Consider the following 17,173-nt stretch of genomic DNA (forward strand, 5'->3'; position numbering starts at 1 on the left):
TATTTAATACCTATATTAAAACTGTTTTGACAATTTCATGTAAATCATGCGACCGCGCGGATCATGCACCTTACTATCGAAACCACCATTGGTTTGAAGCCTTGGTACATCCTTATCAAACATGTTGATCACGCCAACGGTTGCCGTTAACGGTGCATTATCAGGATCGCCGAATATATAACCATATTGGAAATCAACGGTCGTATAAGTCGGCACAACCACATCATTCTGATCATCCGTATAACTGTCGATATAACGCAGGAATAGATGCGCAAAATGGTTTTCACCAGAGAAGCTAACATTAAAGTTCGCGCGCCATTCCGGCATTGAACGGGCAAATGTTCTGAAATTCCGGCTTCCGGCACCTTCGAATGACACATTATCCTGATCTACGCCTTCGTATTTATTGACATATGTTGCCTCGGCACCAAATGTAAGCGCACCCAAATCAAGGTCAAATGTATATGCCGCACTCATGTCAAATCCATCAGTTACAACGGATGGTGCATTGATAATTTCAGTAATGATCTGGTATGGCGTAGAAAAGTCGTTTGCTATAGCAAGCTTAACTTTACCTTGAGCCACGACATTTCCACCAAGAGCCTTATCGAGAACAGATTGTGGACTTTCTTGTGTGATCAGGTTAGTGAAATCATAACGCCAATAATCCATGCTCATTCTGAAATTATCATCAGGTCGGAATGTGAAGCCGACATTAATCACTTCAGCTTCTTCTGGATTTAAGTCAGGGTTTCCTATTGATGTCACAGGAATAAAATTCGAACTAGGTCCTAACGTAATTTCAGCAAGTGATGTTTGAACACCATCCGTATTATAAATAGATGGCGCACGGAATGCGGTACTGTATGAACCGCGAACCGATAAATAATCATTTGGACGCCAAAGTGCAGAAAACTTTGGATCAAAACTGTTTACACCGTCGCCGTAATCCTCGTATCGCGCAGCGATTTGTAGTTCCAATGTTTCATGAAGCGGCACCGCAAGTTCTGCAAAACCCGCAAATACATCACGTTCACCACCATAATCAGGCCCACCATAAAGGAACATTAAATTACCACCATTAAATGGTGCAAGCGGCCCTTGGAAAAATGGTACAGGATCACCGTTTATATCGGTTTCAACACTGTTGCTACCATCACCAAGGACACCATTATAACCATCGGTCCAATTATAATTCATTTCTGATTTACGGTATTGACCGCCGACGGCTAACTGCACCATTTCACCACTGCTGCCGATTTCGGCAAGTTCGGTTGTGATATGTGCGTCCGCGGTAAACAGCGACGTATCACCGAAAAGTGTATTTTCGGAAATAATCGCGTCGAGGGCCGCTTGTGAATTCGGATGCGTTGTCCATGCGGTTCCAAACGGGTTAAATGTCCCCGTTGTTAATGCACCGATATATGCATTACGCGATACATCATTCACGTTGATGTCATATGTATTACTGCTGTAACTGACCGACGTTTCCCATGTCATGGTGTCAGAAACCCTTCCGTCAAGCGTTCCAGCAAAACGGTATGTTTCATTATTATGATTGGAAATAAATGGTTCACCATTACTTCCCAGCGCGCGGCCAACGAATAACACACTTGATAAATTCAAGCTTTGCACCAGTGGTTGAATTTCAACAGGTACATGCGGCAATACGGCACCCGCACCATCACCAACGGCCACCGGAAGCGGTGATGCAATTGGGAATGCTGGTGCGTTGCTTCTGACGGCTTTGTTGGTTGAATAGGCCGCCTCAAGATATACATGCATATCATTGCCAATATCTGCATCATAGGACGTGAATAATTGAACACGTTCGTCTTCTGGTACCAGGTCATAAAAACCGTCAAACTGGAATCCGCATGATCCTGGCGTAATTGATGTTGTCGGCCCCGTTGGAATTGGATCACCAAGCGGGTTTTGAATTGAAAGATCAGCAGTACCACAATATGGATCCATTATAGGGAGTAGATCTATTCGGCCATCTAAATTGGCATCCTGTGAAGGGTCAGTTGCTGGAATTTGATCCCGGAAGATGATTGTGCCGGGTTGACCGGAACCGGAAATACCCGTGCCGGATGTCAGTTCCGGACGGTCAGCAGCGGATAACGCAGTTCTATGAAGGAAGCTACCGGCAATAACGAAATTACCGTTTCCTGCCTCTGTTCCCCAGATAGCGGAAATATCATAATCGGATTGACTGTCACTGGTTGTTTGTTGCAAGCCGCCACGAATTTCAAATCCTTCGAAATTTTTGCGGGTAATATAATTTACAACACCGGATACCGCATCGGTACCGTAAATGGCGGAACCGCCATCTTTTAATGTTTCAACGCGGTCCACCATAATAAGTGGCATCAACGCCCCAGTATCAACAAATGTGCTACCATCATCCGCATAAGCGGCCGATAATGTTTGGCGTTTACCATTTAAAAGTACAAGCGTTGACCCAAGCCCAAGGTTTCTTAAGTTGACGTTGCTTGTCCCGGTGCTAAAATTCTGCGTAAATGCATCGGTGTTGATTTCCGCACCCGCATTAAAGGTCATATTCCGCGCCAGATCACCAACATTGTTAAGCCCCTGCGCATCGAGGTCGCCCGTTGTCACCACATTAAGCGGCGATGATGAATTTTCTTGTGAAGGTCTTTTGATCAAGGATCCCGTGACATAGATAACATCTGTATTGTCATCTGCGTCTTGTGCTATCGCCGGTATTGATACCGACGACATAAGCATCAAAGATAATAGCGCACTGGAATTTTTGAATAATGTTTTTTTCATTTTTAACAACTCCCTATACTTTATCTATTTAATATAACAGGTTATGTCGTTAAATTTATTATGTCAAATATATTGCAGTTAGTGAAATATTCTAAATTAACTGGAATACTTTTCTTCAAGTTCTCCAATAGTGCTCGCCGTTTGGTGAATAGTATCCTCGCCTGGGTCCGCATCATAACAATGAATTACCATTCTGGTTCTTAATCGCGGGCGCTTGGGTGTTCTTGAACCAATGCGGTCCATTTTCCTGGCTGATTTGGTTTTATCGTAACGTCTGACGTTAAGGATCGTAAAATATTCGAACCCTTTTTTCGCTGCGTATTTTGCGGCTTCATAAAGTGCGAAATCTTCTTGGTCATTGATTTCTTCTGAAACGTAACCTCTTACTTCGAATTCATACTCTTTATCTTTGGCATATGCGGATACGCCCATAAACAAAGTTAAGGCAATAATTGAATTTAGGATAATAGTCTTAAAGTTCACCATAATGTCCCCCCATGGTTGAATTAATTAATACAACAACTTTCCTGTTATTATTGTATAGCTTTATACTCACACAACCAAAAGTAACGCATTATCACGAAATCGTGATCAGGGACATTTTAGCGTTAACTTTCCAAAATTTCGCGCTCTTTACCAAGATCACGATTATAGGCATGATCCTGTGTGAATTTTTCCGGAAAACGTGCTTTAAGTTTATTGATGTTGGTTGTTGCAACCTCGTCAAAATCCGTATCAAGTTCACGGAATAGCATCGCGAGATACCACAATAGATCACCTGCTTCTTCTTTCAAATTAACCTCATCGAATGATCCGGTTTCTGCGGCCTTAAGAAAGGCTTCTGAAATCTCACCTGCTTCGGTACATAATCCATAAATCGCGTGAACAATATTCCCGTTTAGGTTTTCAATGGAAAAACCATCAACATTGCCGCCTGATAATGCATCCCCCTTACCATAAAAAAGGCGACGTTTTTGATTATCAAGAACCTCACCAGTTTCAGCAAATTTTTCAAAAGTATTTTTTACTTCATCTTCTGTCACTTTATCCGTGAAATAAGTATTTGATGCTGTTCTGGCGCTGTCGGCAAGGTAGTTTTTCATGAATTTCCCTTAATGTTTTTTTTGTCCTGAATATTTATATCCAAGAAAGGCAAAAAAACAACACCGTTTATGAACGAAATATGATACTATCCCCTCAATTAGGGAGAAGATCATGTCTGAATATCACGCTACAGTCTCCTGGCAGAGGGGCGAAGAAGAAAAATTTACCGACGAAAAATACAGCAGAATGCACAGTTGGACATTCGAAGGGGGCATCATGATACCCGCCAGTCCATCACATCATATTGTGCCGCTGCCCTATTCCAATCCGAATTATGTTGACCCGGAACAAGCATATGTCGCATCACTTTCAAGTTGTCATATGCTTTCATTTTTACATGTGGCAGCACAAGCAGGCTTTTGCGTTGATGAATATGAAGACAACGCAGTCGGATACCTTGAACGCGTATCCCGCGGAAAAATGGCCATGACAAAAGTGGTGTTAAGACCTAAATGCACATATAGCGGCGCCAAAAAACCAACGCCCGATGATTTAGAAGATCTTCATCATCAGGCGCATGAGGTTTGCTTTATTGCAAATTCAGTGAAGACGGAAATCGTTACCGAAATTATTTCTTAAGCGCAGTCCGAACCGCATCAAGTGAAATATCGACATCTTCTTTGGTTGTTGAATGCGATGAAATACTGATGCGGAATCCTTTTTTGCCCTTCCAATTGGTTGGGCCAAACCATGTTTTACCACTTTTTTGAACATCTGTGATCAGTTGTTCAAGCCTTTCATCGTCATCAATAGTTGCGACCACCTGATTGATGACGACATCATTTGCGACATTAATGCCCATTTTTTCAAGCTCACTTGCGTAATATTTCGCGAAATTGGCCGTTCTATCGATCATATCGGCAAGCCCATCTTTACCCAGGAACTTAAGCGCCGCCCAGATTTCAATACCTCGAGCACGTCTTGATAATTCCGGTGTATAATGATCCGGATCACGGTTTTCACCAGTAACAAGATATGGCGCCACAACACCGAACATGTCTTGCATGGCTTCGCGGTCACGACAAATGGACACCGCACTATCATGCGGAACATTTAACCATTTATGGCAATCAAATGACCAGCTATCAGCGCGGTCAATACCATCCGCAAGATATTTTCGTTCTTTGGATGCCCTGACCCATCCGCCAAATGCTGCATCGACATGTACCCATGCGCCTGTGCCATCTGCCTTATCACAAATTTCATTAAACGGATCGAATGAACCGCTATTTACATTGCCCGCCTGACATAAAACAATTGTATGATCATCCAGTTCCGGAAGCTCGCTTGCGATCAAACGGCCTTGATCATCACAGGGCACATATTCAAATTCATTTTTGCCGTATCCCATATATTGTAAGGCAATAATATTTGTCGGATGAATTTCTTCGCTCATCACGAACCTAATTTTCGGTGCGTTTCTGATGCCGTCTTCTTTTAAATTATAACCCAGATTTTTATATAATTTGTTGCGCGCAGTACAAAGCGCCGTGAAGCCCGCCATCGTTGCTCCCGTCACAAATCCAAAACCAGCGTCACGCGGTAAATCAAGCACATCGAGTAACCAACCGCCGGCGACGACCTCTATCTTCGCGGCAGTGGGGCTTAAGACATATGGACCCGCGTTTTGATCCCATGTGGCCGCCATCCAGTTGGCAGCAACCGATACCGGCATCGCCCCACCGGTTACAAAGCCATAATAACGCCCACCACGGGATGACACGACACCCGGTTCACCCACATCGGTCAACATTTTAATCACGGATTTTGCATCCTCGCCCCTTTGTGAAAGTGGTTCTTCGAAATATGATAATGCCTTTACCGCTTCATCGCTTGGTGTAACGGGTCTGCTATCAAGGCTTTCTTCAAATGATTTTGCCGCCCCGAGCACTTGTTCATAAAGTTCCTGATTAAATTCCATTGTTTTATTCCTGATGTTTTTTATCAATATGACTTTACTGTAATCACTTGAAATGCCAATATCATTTTCACGAATTCATTATTTCAATTTTTTATATAATACAGGATTATTATTCTATGCCGGAACAGTACCCGTCATTTCAGGATGAACTTAAAAGTTATACATTCGGCTTTATACAGGTAATCGCCCTTTTTGTTTTATTGCTAGCACCCACATTCATTGGACAGCGTTTCATTGTCGCACAAGGATACACGGAACTTGCCCATTTCATGAACCCGTTTATGATGATGGCGGGGGTGACGCTTGTTTATTATGGGGTTATCGCATTTTTCCATAAACGCTTGATAAACTATATTGATGAACTGATTTATATAAAAATTCTGATTGTTGCGGCGGTTGGTTTCTGGCTTATTGCTGATGGGTATATGGCTTACACATTCCAACAAGTCTTTGAAAATAATCAAGAACGCATCATAAGACGCGATATAGTCTGGAGTGACGTTGATTTCATCGACTTGCCCGCAGATGTGGTTTATCCGAATTTCCGCGCTGCTTTTTTGGGTGTGCTTTCGGTTATGCGTTTTTGTGTCGTGGCCTTAATTTTATATAAGCTGGTGACCGAACAAAAAGAACCGACAGAAGAAGACGCAAAACAGGCATTAAGCCTTAAAGCCAGAACAAAAGAAAAAACTGTTGATGAATTAAAGGCCAATGTCCATCCATCCGTTCTTAAAATGTATAATAAAGAAAAACAGGATGATGAATGATTAGATTTGCCGCGATATTTATTTTGTTAAGCAATGCGTTATTCGCACAAACAATCACAGAACAAATTCGCAGCGAAGGAAAATCAATTGATGTTGGAAAATCGCTTTTGCGGTGGCAGCCATTATGGGATGCTGCCGATAATTCACCCGTTAAAGTCACACACAACATTAAATACGGCGACCATGCGAAACAAGGGTTTGATTTATATGAACCTGTGACCCTTCCGAATGCGCCCTCACCGATTATCATTTTTCTTCATGGTGGATCATTCGTTGCCGGTGATAAAGCCATGTATGCCAATGTGGGTTATCATTTCGCGAAAAAGGGCATTACGACGGTCGTAATGACTTACCGTCTTGCGCCGGAATATAAATGGCCGACAGGCACCATAGATTTATCATTACAGTTAAAATGGATCAGGGACCATAAAGACCAGATCAACGCCGACACATCCAATATATATCTGTTCGGTCATTCCGCCGGGGCACAGCATGTCGCCAGTTATATATTTGAAGAAGAGTACCAAATTGAAAATGACGGTGTTTCTGGTGCAATCCTTGCCAGCGGTTCCGTTTACGATACGGGTATTTTAAACGGTGATGCGGATCCACAATATTATGATTATTTCGGGAACGACCCATCAAAATATGCAGAACGATTGGTACTGGATGACCTTGATGGAAGAAAAATGCCCGTTTTCGTTAGTTACGCAGAATATGATAAGGATAATTTTCAATATCAGGCCTCAAAAATTATCACTGCTTTGTTTAACAGAGACGACGAAATGCCCACCGTTAAACAATTAATGGATCATAATCATTTATCCGAAGTTTTTCATTTTAATACTGGCGACGATGATTTCAGCGACGATATCATTAAATTCATAAACAAAAACAAATGACCTGATTAAGGGGGAACTATGGAAAAAATTGAAGAATATCTAACTCGAAAAGGTTATCTATCAAGTGTATTACAGATGACGCTAGTATACATTATTTTAGATATTCCTTATTATTTTCAAAATATCCTCTACAATATTACCGGCCACATGGTTTTTACAGAAAATATAATTTTTTCTTTGACCATAGTGGCAATTATTGCAGCTTACTATGTATTTTTATTTTTAAAAGTGCCCAGTTATATGGGGTATATTAAAGATAGAAATGAAGTTAAATATGCAGCAATAGCCTATTTTACAATAATGATTTTACTTGTACTTTTACCTACAATTTGGGCAGTGTACTCCGACATTTCCTATCACTCATCACGAACGCCAATAGCAGGCTTTGATATCAAAGTCCAAAGTGTATTGAATAATTCATATGCTGTTTCAGCAATATTCTGCATTCCTGCTAAAACGATTATTCTTGGAAGCATTAGTTTCCGATTTATATTCGGAAAATATAAATATAATAACAGTCACAGAGAAAGATCGGTAGATGATTTAAAAGCTGTTTTAAGTCCCGCCGCACTTAAGGCGTATGAGAATAAAGAAAGCGATTAAACCTTATCCAGCGCATCTTTAATGGCATCAAGGGCGACCATCAAATCGTCCTTTGTTGTTTCATGGGAAATGATGCTCATGCGGTAAACGGTTCTGTCCTGCCATTTGGTTGAACCAAACCATGCTTTGCCGCTGTCGTTAACACGTTTGAAAATACGGTCAAGGCGTTCATCATCATTATCATTTAAACAGAATACAATCTGATTAATCACCACATCATTCATGATGGTAAAGCCAAGTTTTTCCAGTTCTGGCGCAAACCACGCTGCGTGATCGCTGCAGCGGTCAATCATTTCACCAAAGCCATCACGGCCCAGATGTTTAAGCGCCGCCCAAACATCAACACCCCTCGCCCGGCGGCTAAGTTCCGGTGTAAAGTTATTGGGTATGCGTTCACCGTCCGTGGTCAGGTAACTCGCGGAAATGGTGAATGTTTCCATCATGGCTTCGCGGTCCTTAACAATCGCAATCGCACTATCATAAGGAACGTTTAACCATTTATGGCAATCTATGGACCAGCTGTCGGCCCGTTCCATGCCATCGCATAAATGGCGCCTTTTTGGTGATAATTTCATCCATCCACCAAAAGCACCATCAACATGCACCCATGCACCCGCCTTTTCGGCCATGTCACAAATGCCATGGAAATCATCAAACGCACCGCTATTGATATTGCCTGCCTGCACCAGCACGATCGTCCTGTCATCCAGTTTAGGCATTTCAGATAAAATAATGCGGCCCTGATCATCCACCGGCACAAATGTTAATTCATCACGGCCATAGCCCATATAATTAAGTGCACTGATGTTGGTTGCGTGGATATCCGCGCTTACCACAATTTTAATTTCCGGTGCGTTTCGTAATCCTTGCTTTTTAAGATCGTAACAAAGGTTCTTATAAATTCTATGTCTTGCGGATGATAATGCGGTAAAGCCAGCCATGGTCGCACCCGATACAAAACCCATCGCCGTTTCAGCTGGCAGATCAAGCATTTCAACGATCCATTTGCGGGATACCTGTTCTAGTTTCGCCGCCGTATATCCAAGCACAGTTAACGCCGCATTTTGATCCCATGTGCTGGTAAGCCAGCTTGACGCAACAGATACCGGCAACGTGCCGCCAACGACAAATCCAAAAAATCTGCCGCTGCGGCTAAGGGTTGTTGCGGGGGTACCGATTTCATTTAATAGCTTAATGACATCAAGCGCATCTGTTTTTCCCATTGGCACTGGTTCATCAAAGGCTTCGATTGCATCAATCGCATCCTGCATTGGGACAACCGGGTTCGTTTCAAACCCGTTTTCAAAGTCGCGTGCTGCTTTTAATGTATATTCAAATAGCTTGTCATCGAAGCTCATTTTATTCTCCAGTTTCTACTTTCAACTGTTCTAAATATGACCAGTTTTACCAATTTTCGCAATGGGTTACAATTTAATGTTGACACTGTCAATTTATATTTTATGTTATCACTGTAAACATACATGATTCTATATTGATAACAGGGTGTCGTTATGACAGAAAAAAATACTAATAAATCCAGCGGAATTATATCCGCTTATGGTGATAGTTTAAAAAAGAATCCAAAATTAACAATCGCGGCGAGTATCTTTCTTGTTGTGGTTGGTGGCCTTGCTGCGACGCGAACAGGTGAAATTATCGGTCGCGCTTCTGCGGCGGTTGATAGCGTCGATGTGGCAAACGCCCTCACCGTTAGCACAGTAACAGCAGAACAAACCCAAAATTATCAAACAGTTCAATATGTAAGCGGTCAAGTCATGGCCGCCCGCGAAAGTGATCATGGTTTTGACCGTTCAGGCGTCCTCGCGGAAGTGCTGGTTGACGAAGGTGACCGCGTTAAAAAAGGTGACATCCTCGCGAAACTAGACATCAGAAAATTAAATGCACAACATAATCAATTTAAAGCTGATCTTGAAAGCGCAAAAGCATTCGCCGTTGAGGCCAAAACAAATCAACAACGTGCCAAAGCGGCATATGACAGATATAGTGCTTTAAAAGACAGTGGCCATATTTCCCAGCATCGACTGGATCAAGCAGAAACAGACCTTGCATCCGCCAATGCGGGCGTAACATCAGCAATGGCAAATATTCAAAAAATTGAAGCGGCACTTGTTGCGGTAAATGCTGATATCGACCTTGCGACTTTAAGTGCGAAATTCGATGGCACCGTTGTTAAACGCTACCGTGACGAAGGGGCATCTTTCGGTATGGGTGGTGGCCCGATGATCAGGTTGATCGAGGACGGTAAACTTGAAATACGCGTTGGATTAACGGAAAATGCCGCCACAAGTATGGAACAAGGCGCAAAATACACATTCGCGCAAAATGGGCGTGATATCAACACAACATTAAGGTCCATCGTCGGACAGGTTGATCAAAACACCCGCACCATATCTGCCATTTTTGATATTGATCCTGGGCAAAATGTAATCCCGGGAACGCTCGCGGAAATTGCCGTGAACGTTAATGTTAATGAAACCGGATACTGGCTTCCGACAGAGGCACTCGCGGAAAGCCGCCGTGGCCTTTGGACAGCATACACACTTTCCCCATTTGAAGGACGTAGTGACGTTAGCGAGCTTAAGCGTCAGGAATTACAAGTTCTATATACCGAAGCAGACCGCGTATATGTTCGCGGAACATTAAGCGATGGTGACCAGGTTGTTTCCAGCGGCACACATCGTCTTTCTTCCGGCTTTATCGTGAAAGCGAACTAAGCCATGTGGAGCAATCTTTTTTATAAAAACAAGCGGCTTACCGCTCTTGTACTTGGGTTCATATTCGTGGCGGGCTTATCGGCCCTGTCATCCATTCCAAGACAGGAAGATCCATTGATCGCCCACCGTTTTGACGTGGTCGTGACAACATTCCCGGGTGCCAGCGCCGAACGCGTTGATGCACTGATCACTGAAAAAATCGAAGCATCCCTCGCCCGGGTTGATGAAATCCGTGAAGTCAACAGCACATCACGCGCGGGTGTTTCAAACATTTCCGTTGAACTGGAAGAAGATATCCCGCGTGATGAGCTTGAAAACATCTGGTCCAAGGTACGTGATAAATTGGATGATGCGGTGCCGTACTTACCAGCGGGAGCAAGCAAGCCACGCATGCTTGACCGTGAAAGCCCGGTTTATACATTCATGGTCGGCTTTACATGGGACAATGAAACAGAGGACCCACAGTTAGATATTCTTGGCCGTTTTGGCCGTGAATTTGAACGCGCCCTCGCCCCCATATCCGGAACCGTAGATACCGGTGTATTCGGTGAACCATCTGAAGAAGTGCTTGTAGATATTGATCCCGATGCCCTTGCAAGCGTTGGTATGACCATATCACAGGTTTCCGCCGCCATCGCCACATCCGACAGTAAAATTCCAGCCGGACAAGTGCGCGCAAGATATAATGACCTGCTTGTTGAGGTTAGTGGCGAATTAAAATCAGAAGACCGCGTTAGAAGCATTATTCTGAAACAGCTTGATAGCGGTGAATTCTTACGTGTTGGTGACATCGCAACCGTAAAGAAAACGGTACGTGAACCATCAACCGCCAATGCGCTTATTAACGGCAAGCGCGCCGTGATTGTTGGTGCAAAGGTTGACCAAAACGTGCGTGTGGACCAATGGGCCGCTAAAATGTATGCGGCAACAGAATTATACCGTGATGTAATGCCGGAAGGCGTCACCATGGAAGTGATCTTTTCACAGGACAGCTACGTTACCGACAGGCTATCCACGCTTCTTGGTAATATCATCATCAGTTGTATCATTATTATTTCTGTGATGATTTTCATGATGGGCTGGCGTTCTGCGATTTTGGTGGCGACAAGTTTGCCGCTTACGATCCTGATGGTAATGACGATCTTTAATTTGATGGATGTGAACCTGCATCAAATGTCCATCGGTGGTATTATTATCGCGCTTGGATTGCTTATTGATAACGCCATTGTTGCCATTGACAAATATAAGTTTTCAAGATCACAGGGCATTGATGTTCCAACATCCATTTCCAAAATGGCGAAACATTTGATCATTCCCCTGCTCGCGTCGACGGCGACAACATCGCTTACCTTTATGCCGATTGTTCTTGCCCCTGGGCCAACGGGTGAATTTATCGGCACCATTGGTATGGCGGTTATATTCTCGCTCGCGTCATCGTTATTCCTTGCGCTAACGATTATTCCTGCGCTTGCGGGCTATCTGGATAAGAATGATTTCTTTAAAGGATCAGCAGAGCCGGAAAATGGCGTAACCGATGTAAAAGACATCCTTGCCAATGGTTATATCAATGTGCCGCTTCGCGAAAGATACCGTAATGCGCTTTCATGGTGTCTTGATCATCCGAAAAAAGCGGCCCTGATTTCCATTTCATTGCCATTGCTTGGTTTTATTCTTGCGTCCACGCTTATTCAGCAATTCTTCCCGCCGGGTGATCGTGACCAATTCCAAGTACAGCTTAAAATGCCATCAACCGCCAGCCTTGAAGAAACTACAAGACAGGTTTCAAAAGTACGCGAGGTATTCGCAAGATATCCTGAAATTACCGACGATGTATGGGTGATCGGTGAAAACCCACCGGGTGTTTATTATAACACATTCCTTGCTAACGACGGCGTCAGCAGCTTCGCGGGCGGGTTCGTGACCACAGGGTCCCCTGATGAAACACGTGCGATTTTACCGCAGCTACAGATTGATCTGATCAACGAAGTACCCGACGCCATGGTTCTGGCACTTCCGTTTGAACAAGGACCACCATTTGAAGCCCCGGTTGAAGTCTTGATTTACGGACAGGATTTAAATGTTCTTTCAAATCAGGCCGAAGAAATCCGCCGCATCCTAGCAACATCAAAAGGTGTCAGCTATACGCAAGTTAAATCGGACTTCAGCCAGAAAAAGCTGATGTTTATTCCAAACGAAGAAGCCGCACAAGTTGCGGGGCTAAAACTTAATGACGTTGCCCAGCAATTAAACAATGCCCTTGAAGGGCAAGTTGGCGGCAGCGTGCTTGAGGGCACAGAAGAACTACCCGTGCGCGTTAGATACGGCAATGAAAACCGCACCGACCTTGATTTCATCATGAATAACAGTGTGGTTTCTGCAAATGGTGCTGTTGCCGTGGCAAATGGCGATCGTGCGGGTATTCCGTTATCATCCCTTGGCCGTATGGAAGTGGTTCCAACCATCAGCACCATCGTTCGCCGCGATAGTCGCCGAATGAATGTGGTGCAAGCCTATGTTCATCCATACAGTCTGCCGGGTGCAACGCTTCTTGATTTACGTGCAAGACTTGACGCGGCCGGATTTGAACTGCCCGCCGGTTATGAAATGGCATGGGGCGGCGAAGAAGAAAAACGTGCTCGTTCCGAAGGTGGGCTTTTCTCAACCGTTCTGCCATTGATGGTTATTATGGTTGGTATTCTTGTGCTTGCCTTTAACAGCTTTACATCGGCCTTAATCATTGGTGGTGTTGCCTTCTTTAGTGCGGGTCTTGCGCTGCTATCATTATGGCTCTTTGGGTTTACCATGGGTTTCATGGGTATCATGGGTACAATGGGTCTTATTGGTCTAGCAATTAACGATAGTATCGTTGTTCTTGCCGCCCTTCGCGCAAATGAAAACGCAAGAAACGCCGATAAAGCCGCCATTGTACAAGTTACTATCAATTCTACGAGACATATTGTCTCAACCACATTCACGACGATTGGCGGTTTTTTACCGTTAATTCTGTTTAGTGACGCAATGTGGCCCCCTCTCGCGACAGCCATTGCCGGCGGCATGGTTGGCGCAACGCTACTCGCGCTGATATTTGTCCCTTCACTATACTATCTGCGTGTAAGACGGCGTGTGAATAAACTCGCGGCCGAGGGCGGCACAGTTCTACCGCTTGAAAGAGCGGCAGAATAAAGATATGCCGGGGTGGTTTTATTTCTCGTTTACCACCCCGGTGTATTTAAAAAATTCTTGCATTGGGATTTTCTTTTGATATTGTTTGCCCATGATCAGGCAACTTAGAACATTTATATCCGCATTTTTGCTTCTTGCATTTACCGCAAGTAGTGTTCTTGCCTGTGCCTGTGAAATTCAGATTTCCCATAACACCAACACATTGGTTGCACAAAAAATACTCCTGTTAATTTGATACCCGTCTAAAAATCCTTAATCCAATATCAAAGATTTTTTAGATGGAACAATCATGTTTAACAGACGAGATTTTTTAAAATCCACTGGTGCCGCCAGCACATTTATTGCGGCAAGTGGTGTTACACCGGGCCTTTTGCCAGCCTGGGCACAATCAAATGGTAGAGCCGATTTATCAGGGATCAATGTGTTATCCGGCACAGAATACGATCTTCACGTGGGTAAAAAACGTGTGATGATTGATGGAAAACCGGGGAATGGTGTGGTCGTCAATGACCAGCTTCCAGCACCGCTTCTTCGTTGGAAAGAAGGGGATGATATTACCCTACGTGTTACCAATCATTTAAAAGTGGACACATCCATTCATTGGCACGGTATTTTGTTACCGTTTCAAATGGACGGTGTTCCGGGTGTAACATTCCCGGGGATTAAACCTGGTGAAACATTCACTTATAAATTCCCGGTAAAACAGGCGGGAACATATTGGTACCACAGCCATTCCGGATTACAGGAACAATCCGGCCATTACGGCCCGATCATCATTGAACCCAAAAACGGATACCCACAAGAATTCGACCGTGAATATGTTGTTGTGCTATCCGATTGGACATTTGAAAACCCGCACAGATTATTTGCCAAGCTTAAAAAAATGGGCCACGGTTATAATTTCCAGCAACGTGACCTCGCGGAATTTTTAAGTGATGTTCGTAAAAACGGTCTTGGCGCCACCATGGCTGATCGTAACATGTGGGGCGCCATGCGCATGACACCAACGGATCTTTCCGATGTGACTGGTGCATCATACACATATTTGATTAACGGACATGGGCCAAATGACAATTGGACGGGTATTTTTAACCCCGGTGAACGTGTAAGACTACGTTTTATCAATTCATCGGCCATGACCATATTCAATGTCCGTATACCAGGTCTTCCGATGACGGTGGTACAGGCAGATGGCCTTGATGTTAAATCTGTTGAAACAGACGAATTTCAAATGGGTGTTGCTGAAACCTATGATGTGATAGTTGAACCAAAGGATCAAGCATACACTTTAATGTGCGAAAGTATTGAACGTGCGGGTTTCGTGCGCGCCACCCTCGCCCCACGTGCGGGTATGGAAGCCGAGGTCCCACCATTACGAGAACGCCCGAAACTAACCATGAAAGACATGGGTGGTATGGATCATGGCGATATGGACCACGGCAGCATGGATCATAGCAGCATGACAGAAATGGATCACGCGGCAATGGGCCACACGATGCCGGAACCAGAACCAACCGTTGACCATTCAACAATGGATCATTCGCAAATGGATCACGCAGCCATGGGCCACACAATGCCGGAGCCTGAACCAACCGTTGATCATTCAACAATGGATCATTCCCAGATGGACCACGCGGCAATGGGCCACACGATGCCGGAGCCGGAACCAACCGTTGATCATTCAACAATGGATCATTCACAAATGGATCACGCGGCCAAGGGGCATGACATGTCAAATATGGAAAGCATGGAAATGCAAGCCCATAATCACCGTAAAGATCACGGTGTCGTCAACACCGCCATGAGCCCGGTAAGCAGATTACATGAACCAGGTATTGGTCTTGAAAATGTGCCCCATAGGGCGCTGACGTATATGGACCTTGAAGCACTTGAAATGAACCCGGACATGCGGGCGCCGGAACGGGAAATGGAACTACATTTAACCAGTAACATGGAACGGTACATGTGGTCGTTTGACGGCATTAAATTTTCCGAAATTAAAGAAAATATATTCTTTAAAAAAGACGAACGTATCCGCCTTACCATGGTCAATGATACCATGATGCCGCACCCTATTCATTTGCACGGTATGTTTTTTGATGTGGTCACCGTTGAAGGAAGCCATTTCAAACCACGAAAACACACAATCATTGTGAAACCAGGGGAAAAATTATCTGTTGATATAACGGCCGATGCCATCGGCGATTGGGCATTTCATTGTCATTTGATGTATCATATGCATGCAGGCATGTTCCGTGTTGTTTCGGTAAGGGAAAATCTGCCAAACCCGCACGCACACCATAATATGGGGGATATGTCATGAAGAAGATAATGTTTACCTTTGCCGTCATGACGTCATCCGCATTTGCGCAGGAACCGCTTGACCAATATTATAGCCCAGAAGAAATGGCCGCATCCCGCGCCATGCTTAAACATATCACCGGCGCCATGAACCAGACATTCGTCATGGCTGATAAGTTTGAATATAGACCCGCTAATGGCGGTGCGCTTGCATGGGAAGCAAAAGGATGGCATGGCGGTGATAAAGAAAAGCTATGGATCAATTCAGAAGCCGAATATTCATTCGAAGAAGACGGCTTTGAAGAAGGAAACGTGGAAATTCTTTATAGCCGCGCGGTTTCCCCGTTTTTTGATGTACAAGCAGGCATCAAACAGGATTTCAATATGGGTCCCGGCAGAACATATGGCCAAATCGGCTTTATGGGACTGGCGCCATATTGGTTTGAACTTGGTGGTGCACTTAACATCAGCAATAAGGGCGAAGTATCCGCCAATTTCGAGGTTGAATATGAACTGCTATTAACCCAGCGATTGATATTACAACCAGCAGCAGAGATCAGCATCAATTTCGAAGACATCGAAGAAATGGGTATTGGTTCCGGCCTTTCGGATTTGGAAGCCGGACTTCGCTTAAGATACGAAATATTCCGTGAAATTGCGCCTTACATTGGCGTAAGCTGGCATAAGAAATTCGGCCAGACCGCAGAATTTGCCGAACACCATGGTCACAGCAGTAGCGAAGCAAGCTTTGTTGCCGGTGTGCGCATGTGGTATTGATTTGAGATACTCGGAACAAGTCCGAGTATGACAGTTTTTTGTGTACCGTTTTCCTTAATTCGTCACCCTCGGACTTGTTCCGAG

13 protein-coding genes are annotated in these 17,173 nt (G+C 44.2%); 8 read left to right on the plus strand and 5 right to left on the minus strand.

What is annotated here, in order from left to right; all coding sequences use genetic code 11:
• Window positions 1-15 precede the first annotated feature (15 nt).
• From KW060_RS08105 to KW060_RS08115, 3 genes are all read right to left on the minus strand, one after another.
• Window positions 16-2,796 (minus strand): TonB-dependent receptor domain-containing protein, encoded by a 2,781-nt coding sequence (locus KW060_RS08105; RefSeq protein WP_249034310.1) that lies wholly within the window; start codon window positions 2,794-2,796, stop codon window positions 16-18.
• 96 nt (window positions 2,797-2,892) lie between these two features.
• The gene (locus tag KW060_RS08110) at window positions 2,893-3,282 is read right to left on the minus strand and encodes a hypothetical protein (protein WP_249034311.1); all 390 of its coding nucleotides are present in this window, start codon (window positions 3,280-3,282) and stop codon (window positions 2,893-2,895) included.
• Window positions 3,283-3,404: 122 nt separating this feature from the next.
• The gene (locus KW060_RS08115) at window positions 3,405-3,899 is read right to left on the minus strand and encodes a nucleoside triphosphate pyrophosphohydrolase family protein (RefSeq protein ID WP_249034312.1); all 495 of its coding nucleotides are present in this window, start codon (window positions 3,897-3,899) and stop codon (window positions 3,405-3,407) included.
• Window positions 3,900-4,011: 112 nt separating this feature from the next.
• On the opposite strand from KW060_RS08115, the gene KW060_RS08120 reads away from it, so the two are divergent.
• Entirely contained in the window at window positions 4,012-4,479 is a 468-nt protein-coding gene (locus KW060_RS08120; protein ID WP_249034313.1) for an OsmC family protein, read from the plus strand.
• Here KW060_RS08120 and KW060_RS08125 read toward each other — a convergent pair.
• A complete protein-coding gene (locus tag KW060_RS08125) occupies window positions 4,469-5,821 on the minus strand; it encodes a pyridoxal phosphate-dependent decarboxylase family protein (protein ID WP_249034314.1) in 1,353 nt (450 codons plus the stop codon). The genes KW060_RS08120 and KW060_RS08125 overlap by 11 nt on opposite strands.
• Window positions 5,822-5,937: 116 nt before the next feature.
• Between KW060_RS08125 and KW060_RS08130 the strand changes: the two genes are divergently transcribed.
• Genes KW060_RS08130 through KW060_RS08140 form a run of 3 tightly spaced genes read left to right on the plus strand, consistent with a single transcriptional unit; the run spans window position 5,938 to window position 8,093 of the window.
• Window positions 5,938-6,588 carry a hypothetical protein gene (locus KW060_RS08130; protein ID WP_249034315.1) on the plus strand — a complete coding sequence of 217 codons (651 nt, stop codon included), beginning with the start codon at window positions 5,938-5,940 and terminating at the stop codon, window positions 6,586-6,588.
• Entirely contained in the window at window positions 6,585-7,490 is a 906-nt protein-coding gene (locus tag KW060_RS08135; protein ID WP_249034316.1) for an alpha/beta hydrolase, read from the plus strand. Before KW060_RS08130 ends, KW060_RS08135 begins: the two co-directional genes overlap by 4 nt.
• 18 nt (window positions 7,491-7,508) lie before the next feature.
• Complete coding sequence (locus KW060_RS08140; RefSeq protein WP_249034317.1) at window positions 7,509-8,093, plus strand: hypothetical protein; 585 nt, start codon at window positions 7,509-7,511, stop codon at window positions 8,091-8,093.
• Here KW060_RS08140 and KW060_RS08145 read toward each other — a convergent pair.
• Window positions 8,090-9,451: a pyridoxal phosphate-dependent decarboxylase family protein gene (locus KW060_RS08145; protein WP_249034318.1), complete on the minus strand. Its 1,362-nt coding sequence runs from the start codon at window positions 9,449-9,451 to the stop codon at window positions 8,090-8,092. The two genes, KW060_RS08140 and KW060_RS08145, sit on opposite strands and share 4 nt — an antisense overlap.
• A 153-nt stretch (window positions 9,452-9,604) precedes the next feature.
• Between KW060_RS08145 and KW060_RS08150 the strand changes: the two genes are divergently transcribed.
• From KW060_RS08150 to KW060_RS08165, 4 genes are all read left to right on the plus strand, one after another.
• Complete coding sequence (locus KW060_RS08150) at window positions 9,605-10,828, plus strand: efflux RND transporter periplasmic adaptor subunit (RefSeq protein ID WP_249034319.1); 1,224 nt, start codon at window positions 9,605-9,607, stop codon at window positions 10,826-10,828.
• A gap of 3 nt (window positions 10,829-10,831) precedes the next feature.
• Entirely contained in the window at window positions 10,832-14,011 is a 3,180-nt protein-coding gene (locus KW060_RS08155; RefSeq protein ID WP_250646636.1) for an efflux RND transporter permease subunit, read from the plus strand.
• 289 nt (window positions 14,012-14,300) lie between these two features.
• On the plus strand, window positions 14,301-16,334 hold the full coding sequence (locus KW060_RS08160) for a copper resistance system multicopper oxidase (RefSeq protein ID WP_274757235.1): 2,034 nt from the start codon (window positions 14,301-14,303) through the stop codon (window positions 16,332-16,334).
• The gene (locus tag KW060_RS08165) at window positions 16,331-17,089 is read left to right on the plus strand and encodes a copper resistance protein B (RefSeq protein ID WP_249034321.1); all 759 of its coding nucleotides are present in this window, start codon (window positions 16,331-16,333) and stop codon (window positions 17,087-17,089) included. The genes KW060_RS08160 and KW060_RS08165 overlap by 4 nt, the downstream gene beginning before the upstream one ends.
• The last annotated feature ends 84 nt before the right edge of the window (window positions 17,090-17,173 follow it).

The sequence above is a fragment of the Pseudemcibacter aquimaris genome (assembly GCF_028869115.1).
GTDB lineage: Bacteria > Pseudomonadota > Alphaproteobacteria > Sphingomonadales > Emcibacteraceae > Pseudemcibacter > Pseudemcibacter aquimaris.

Coding starts and splice junctions, on each gene's coding strand:
- KW060_RS08105 (WP_249034310.1), bottom strand. CDS start 2,796: ATGAAAAAAACATTATTCAAAAATTCCAGTGCGCTATTATCTTTGATG.
- KW060_RS08110 (WP_249034311.1), bottom strand. CDS start 3,282: ATGGTGAACTTTAAGACTATTATCCTAAATTCAATTATTGCCTTAACT.
- KW060_RS08115 (WP_249034312.1), bottom strand. CDS start 3,899: ATGAAAAACTACCTTGCCGACAGCGCCAGAACAGCATCAAATACTTAT.
- KW060_RS08120 (WP_249034313.1), top strand. CDS start 4,012: ATGTCTGAATATCACGCTACAGTCTCCTGGCAGAGGGGCGAAGAAGAA.
- KW060_RS08125 (WP_249034314.1), bottom strand. CDS start 5,821: ATGGAATTTAATCAGGAACTTTATGAACAAGTGCTCGGGGCGGCAAAA.
- KW060_RS08130 (WP_249034315.1), top strand. CDS start 5,938: ATGCCGGAACAGTACCCGTCATTTCAGGATGAACTTAAAAGTTATACA.
- KW060_RS08135 (WP_249034316.1), top strand. CDS start 6,585: ATGATTAGATTTGCCGCGATATTTATTTTGTTAAGCAATGCGTTATTC.
- KW060_RS08140 (WP_249034317.1), top strand. CDS start 7,509: ATGGAAAAAATTGAAGAATATCTAACTCGAAAAGGTTATCTATCAAGT.
- KW060_RS08145 (WP_249034318.1), bottom strand. CDS start 9,451: ATGAGCTTCGATGACAAGCTATTTGAATATACATTAAAAGCAGCACGC.
- KW060_RS08150 (WP_249034319.1), top strand. CDS start 9,605: ATGACAGAAAAAAATACTAATAAATCCAGCGGAATTATATCCGCTTAT.
- KW060_RS08155 (WP_250646636.1), top strand. CDS start 10,832: ATGTGGAGCAATCTTTTTTATAAAAACAAGCGGCTTACCGCTCTTGTA.
- KW060_RS08160 (WP_274757235.1), top strand. CDS start 14,301: ATGTTTAACAGACGAGATTTTTTAAAATCCACTGGTGCCGCCAGCACA.
- KW060_RS08165 (WP_249034321.1), top strand. CDS start 16,331: ATGAAGAAGATAATGTTTACCTTTGCCGTCATGACGTCATCCGCATTT.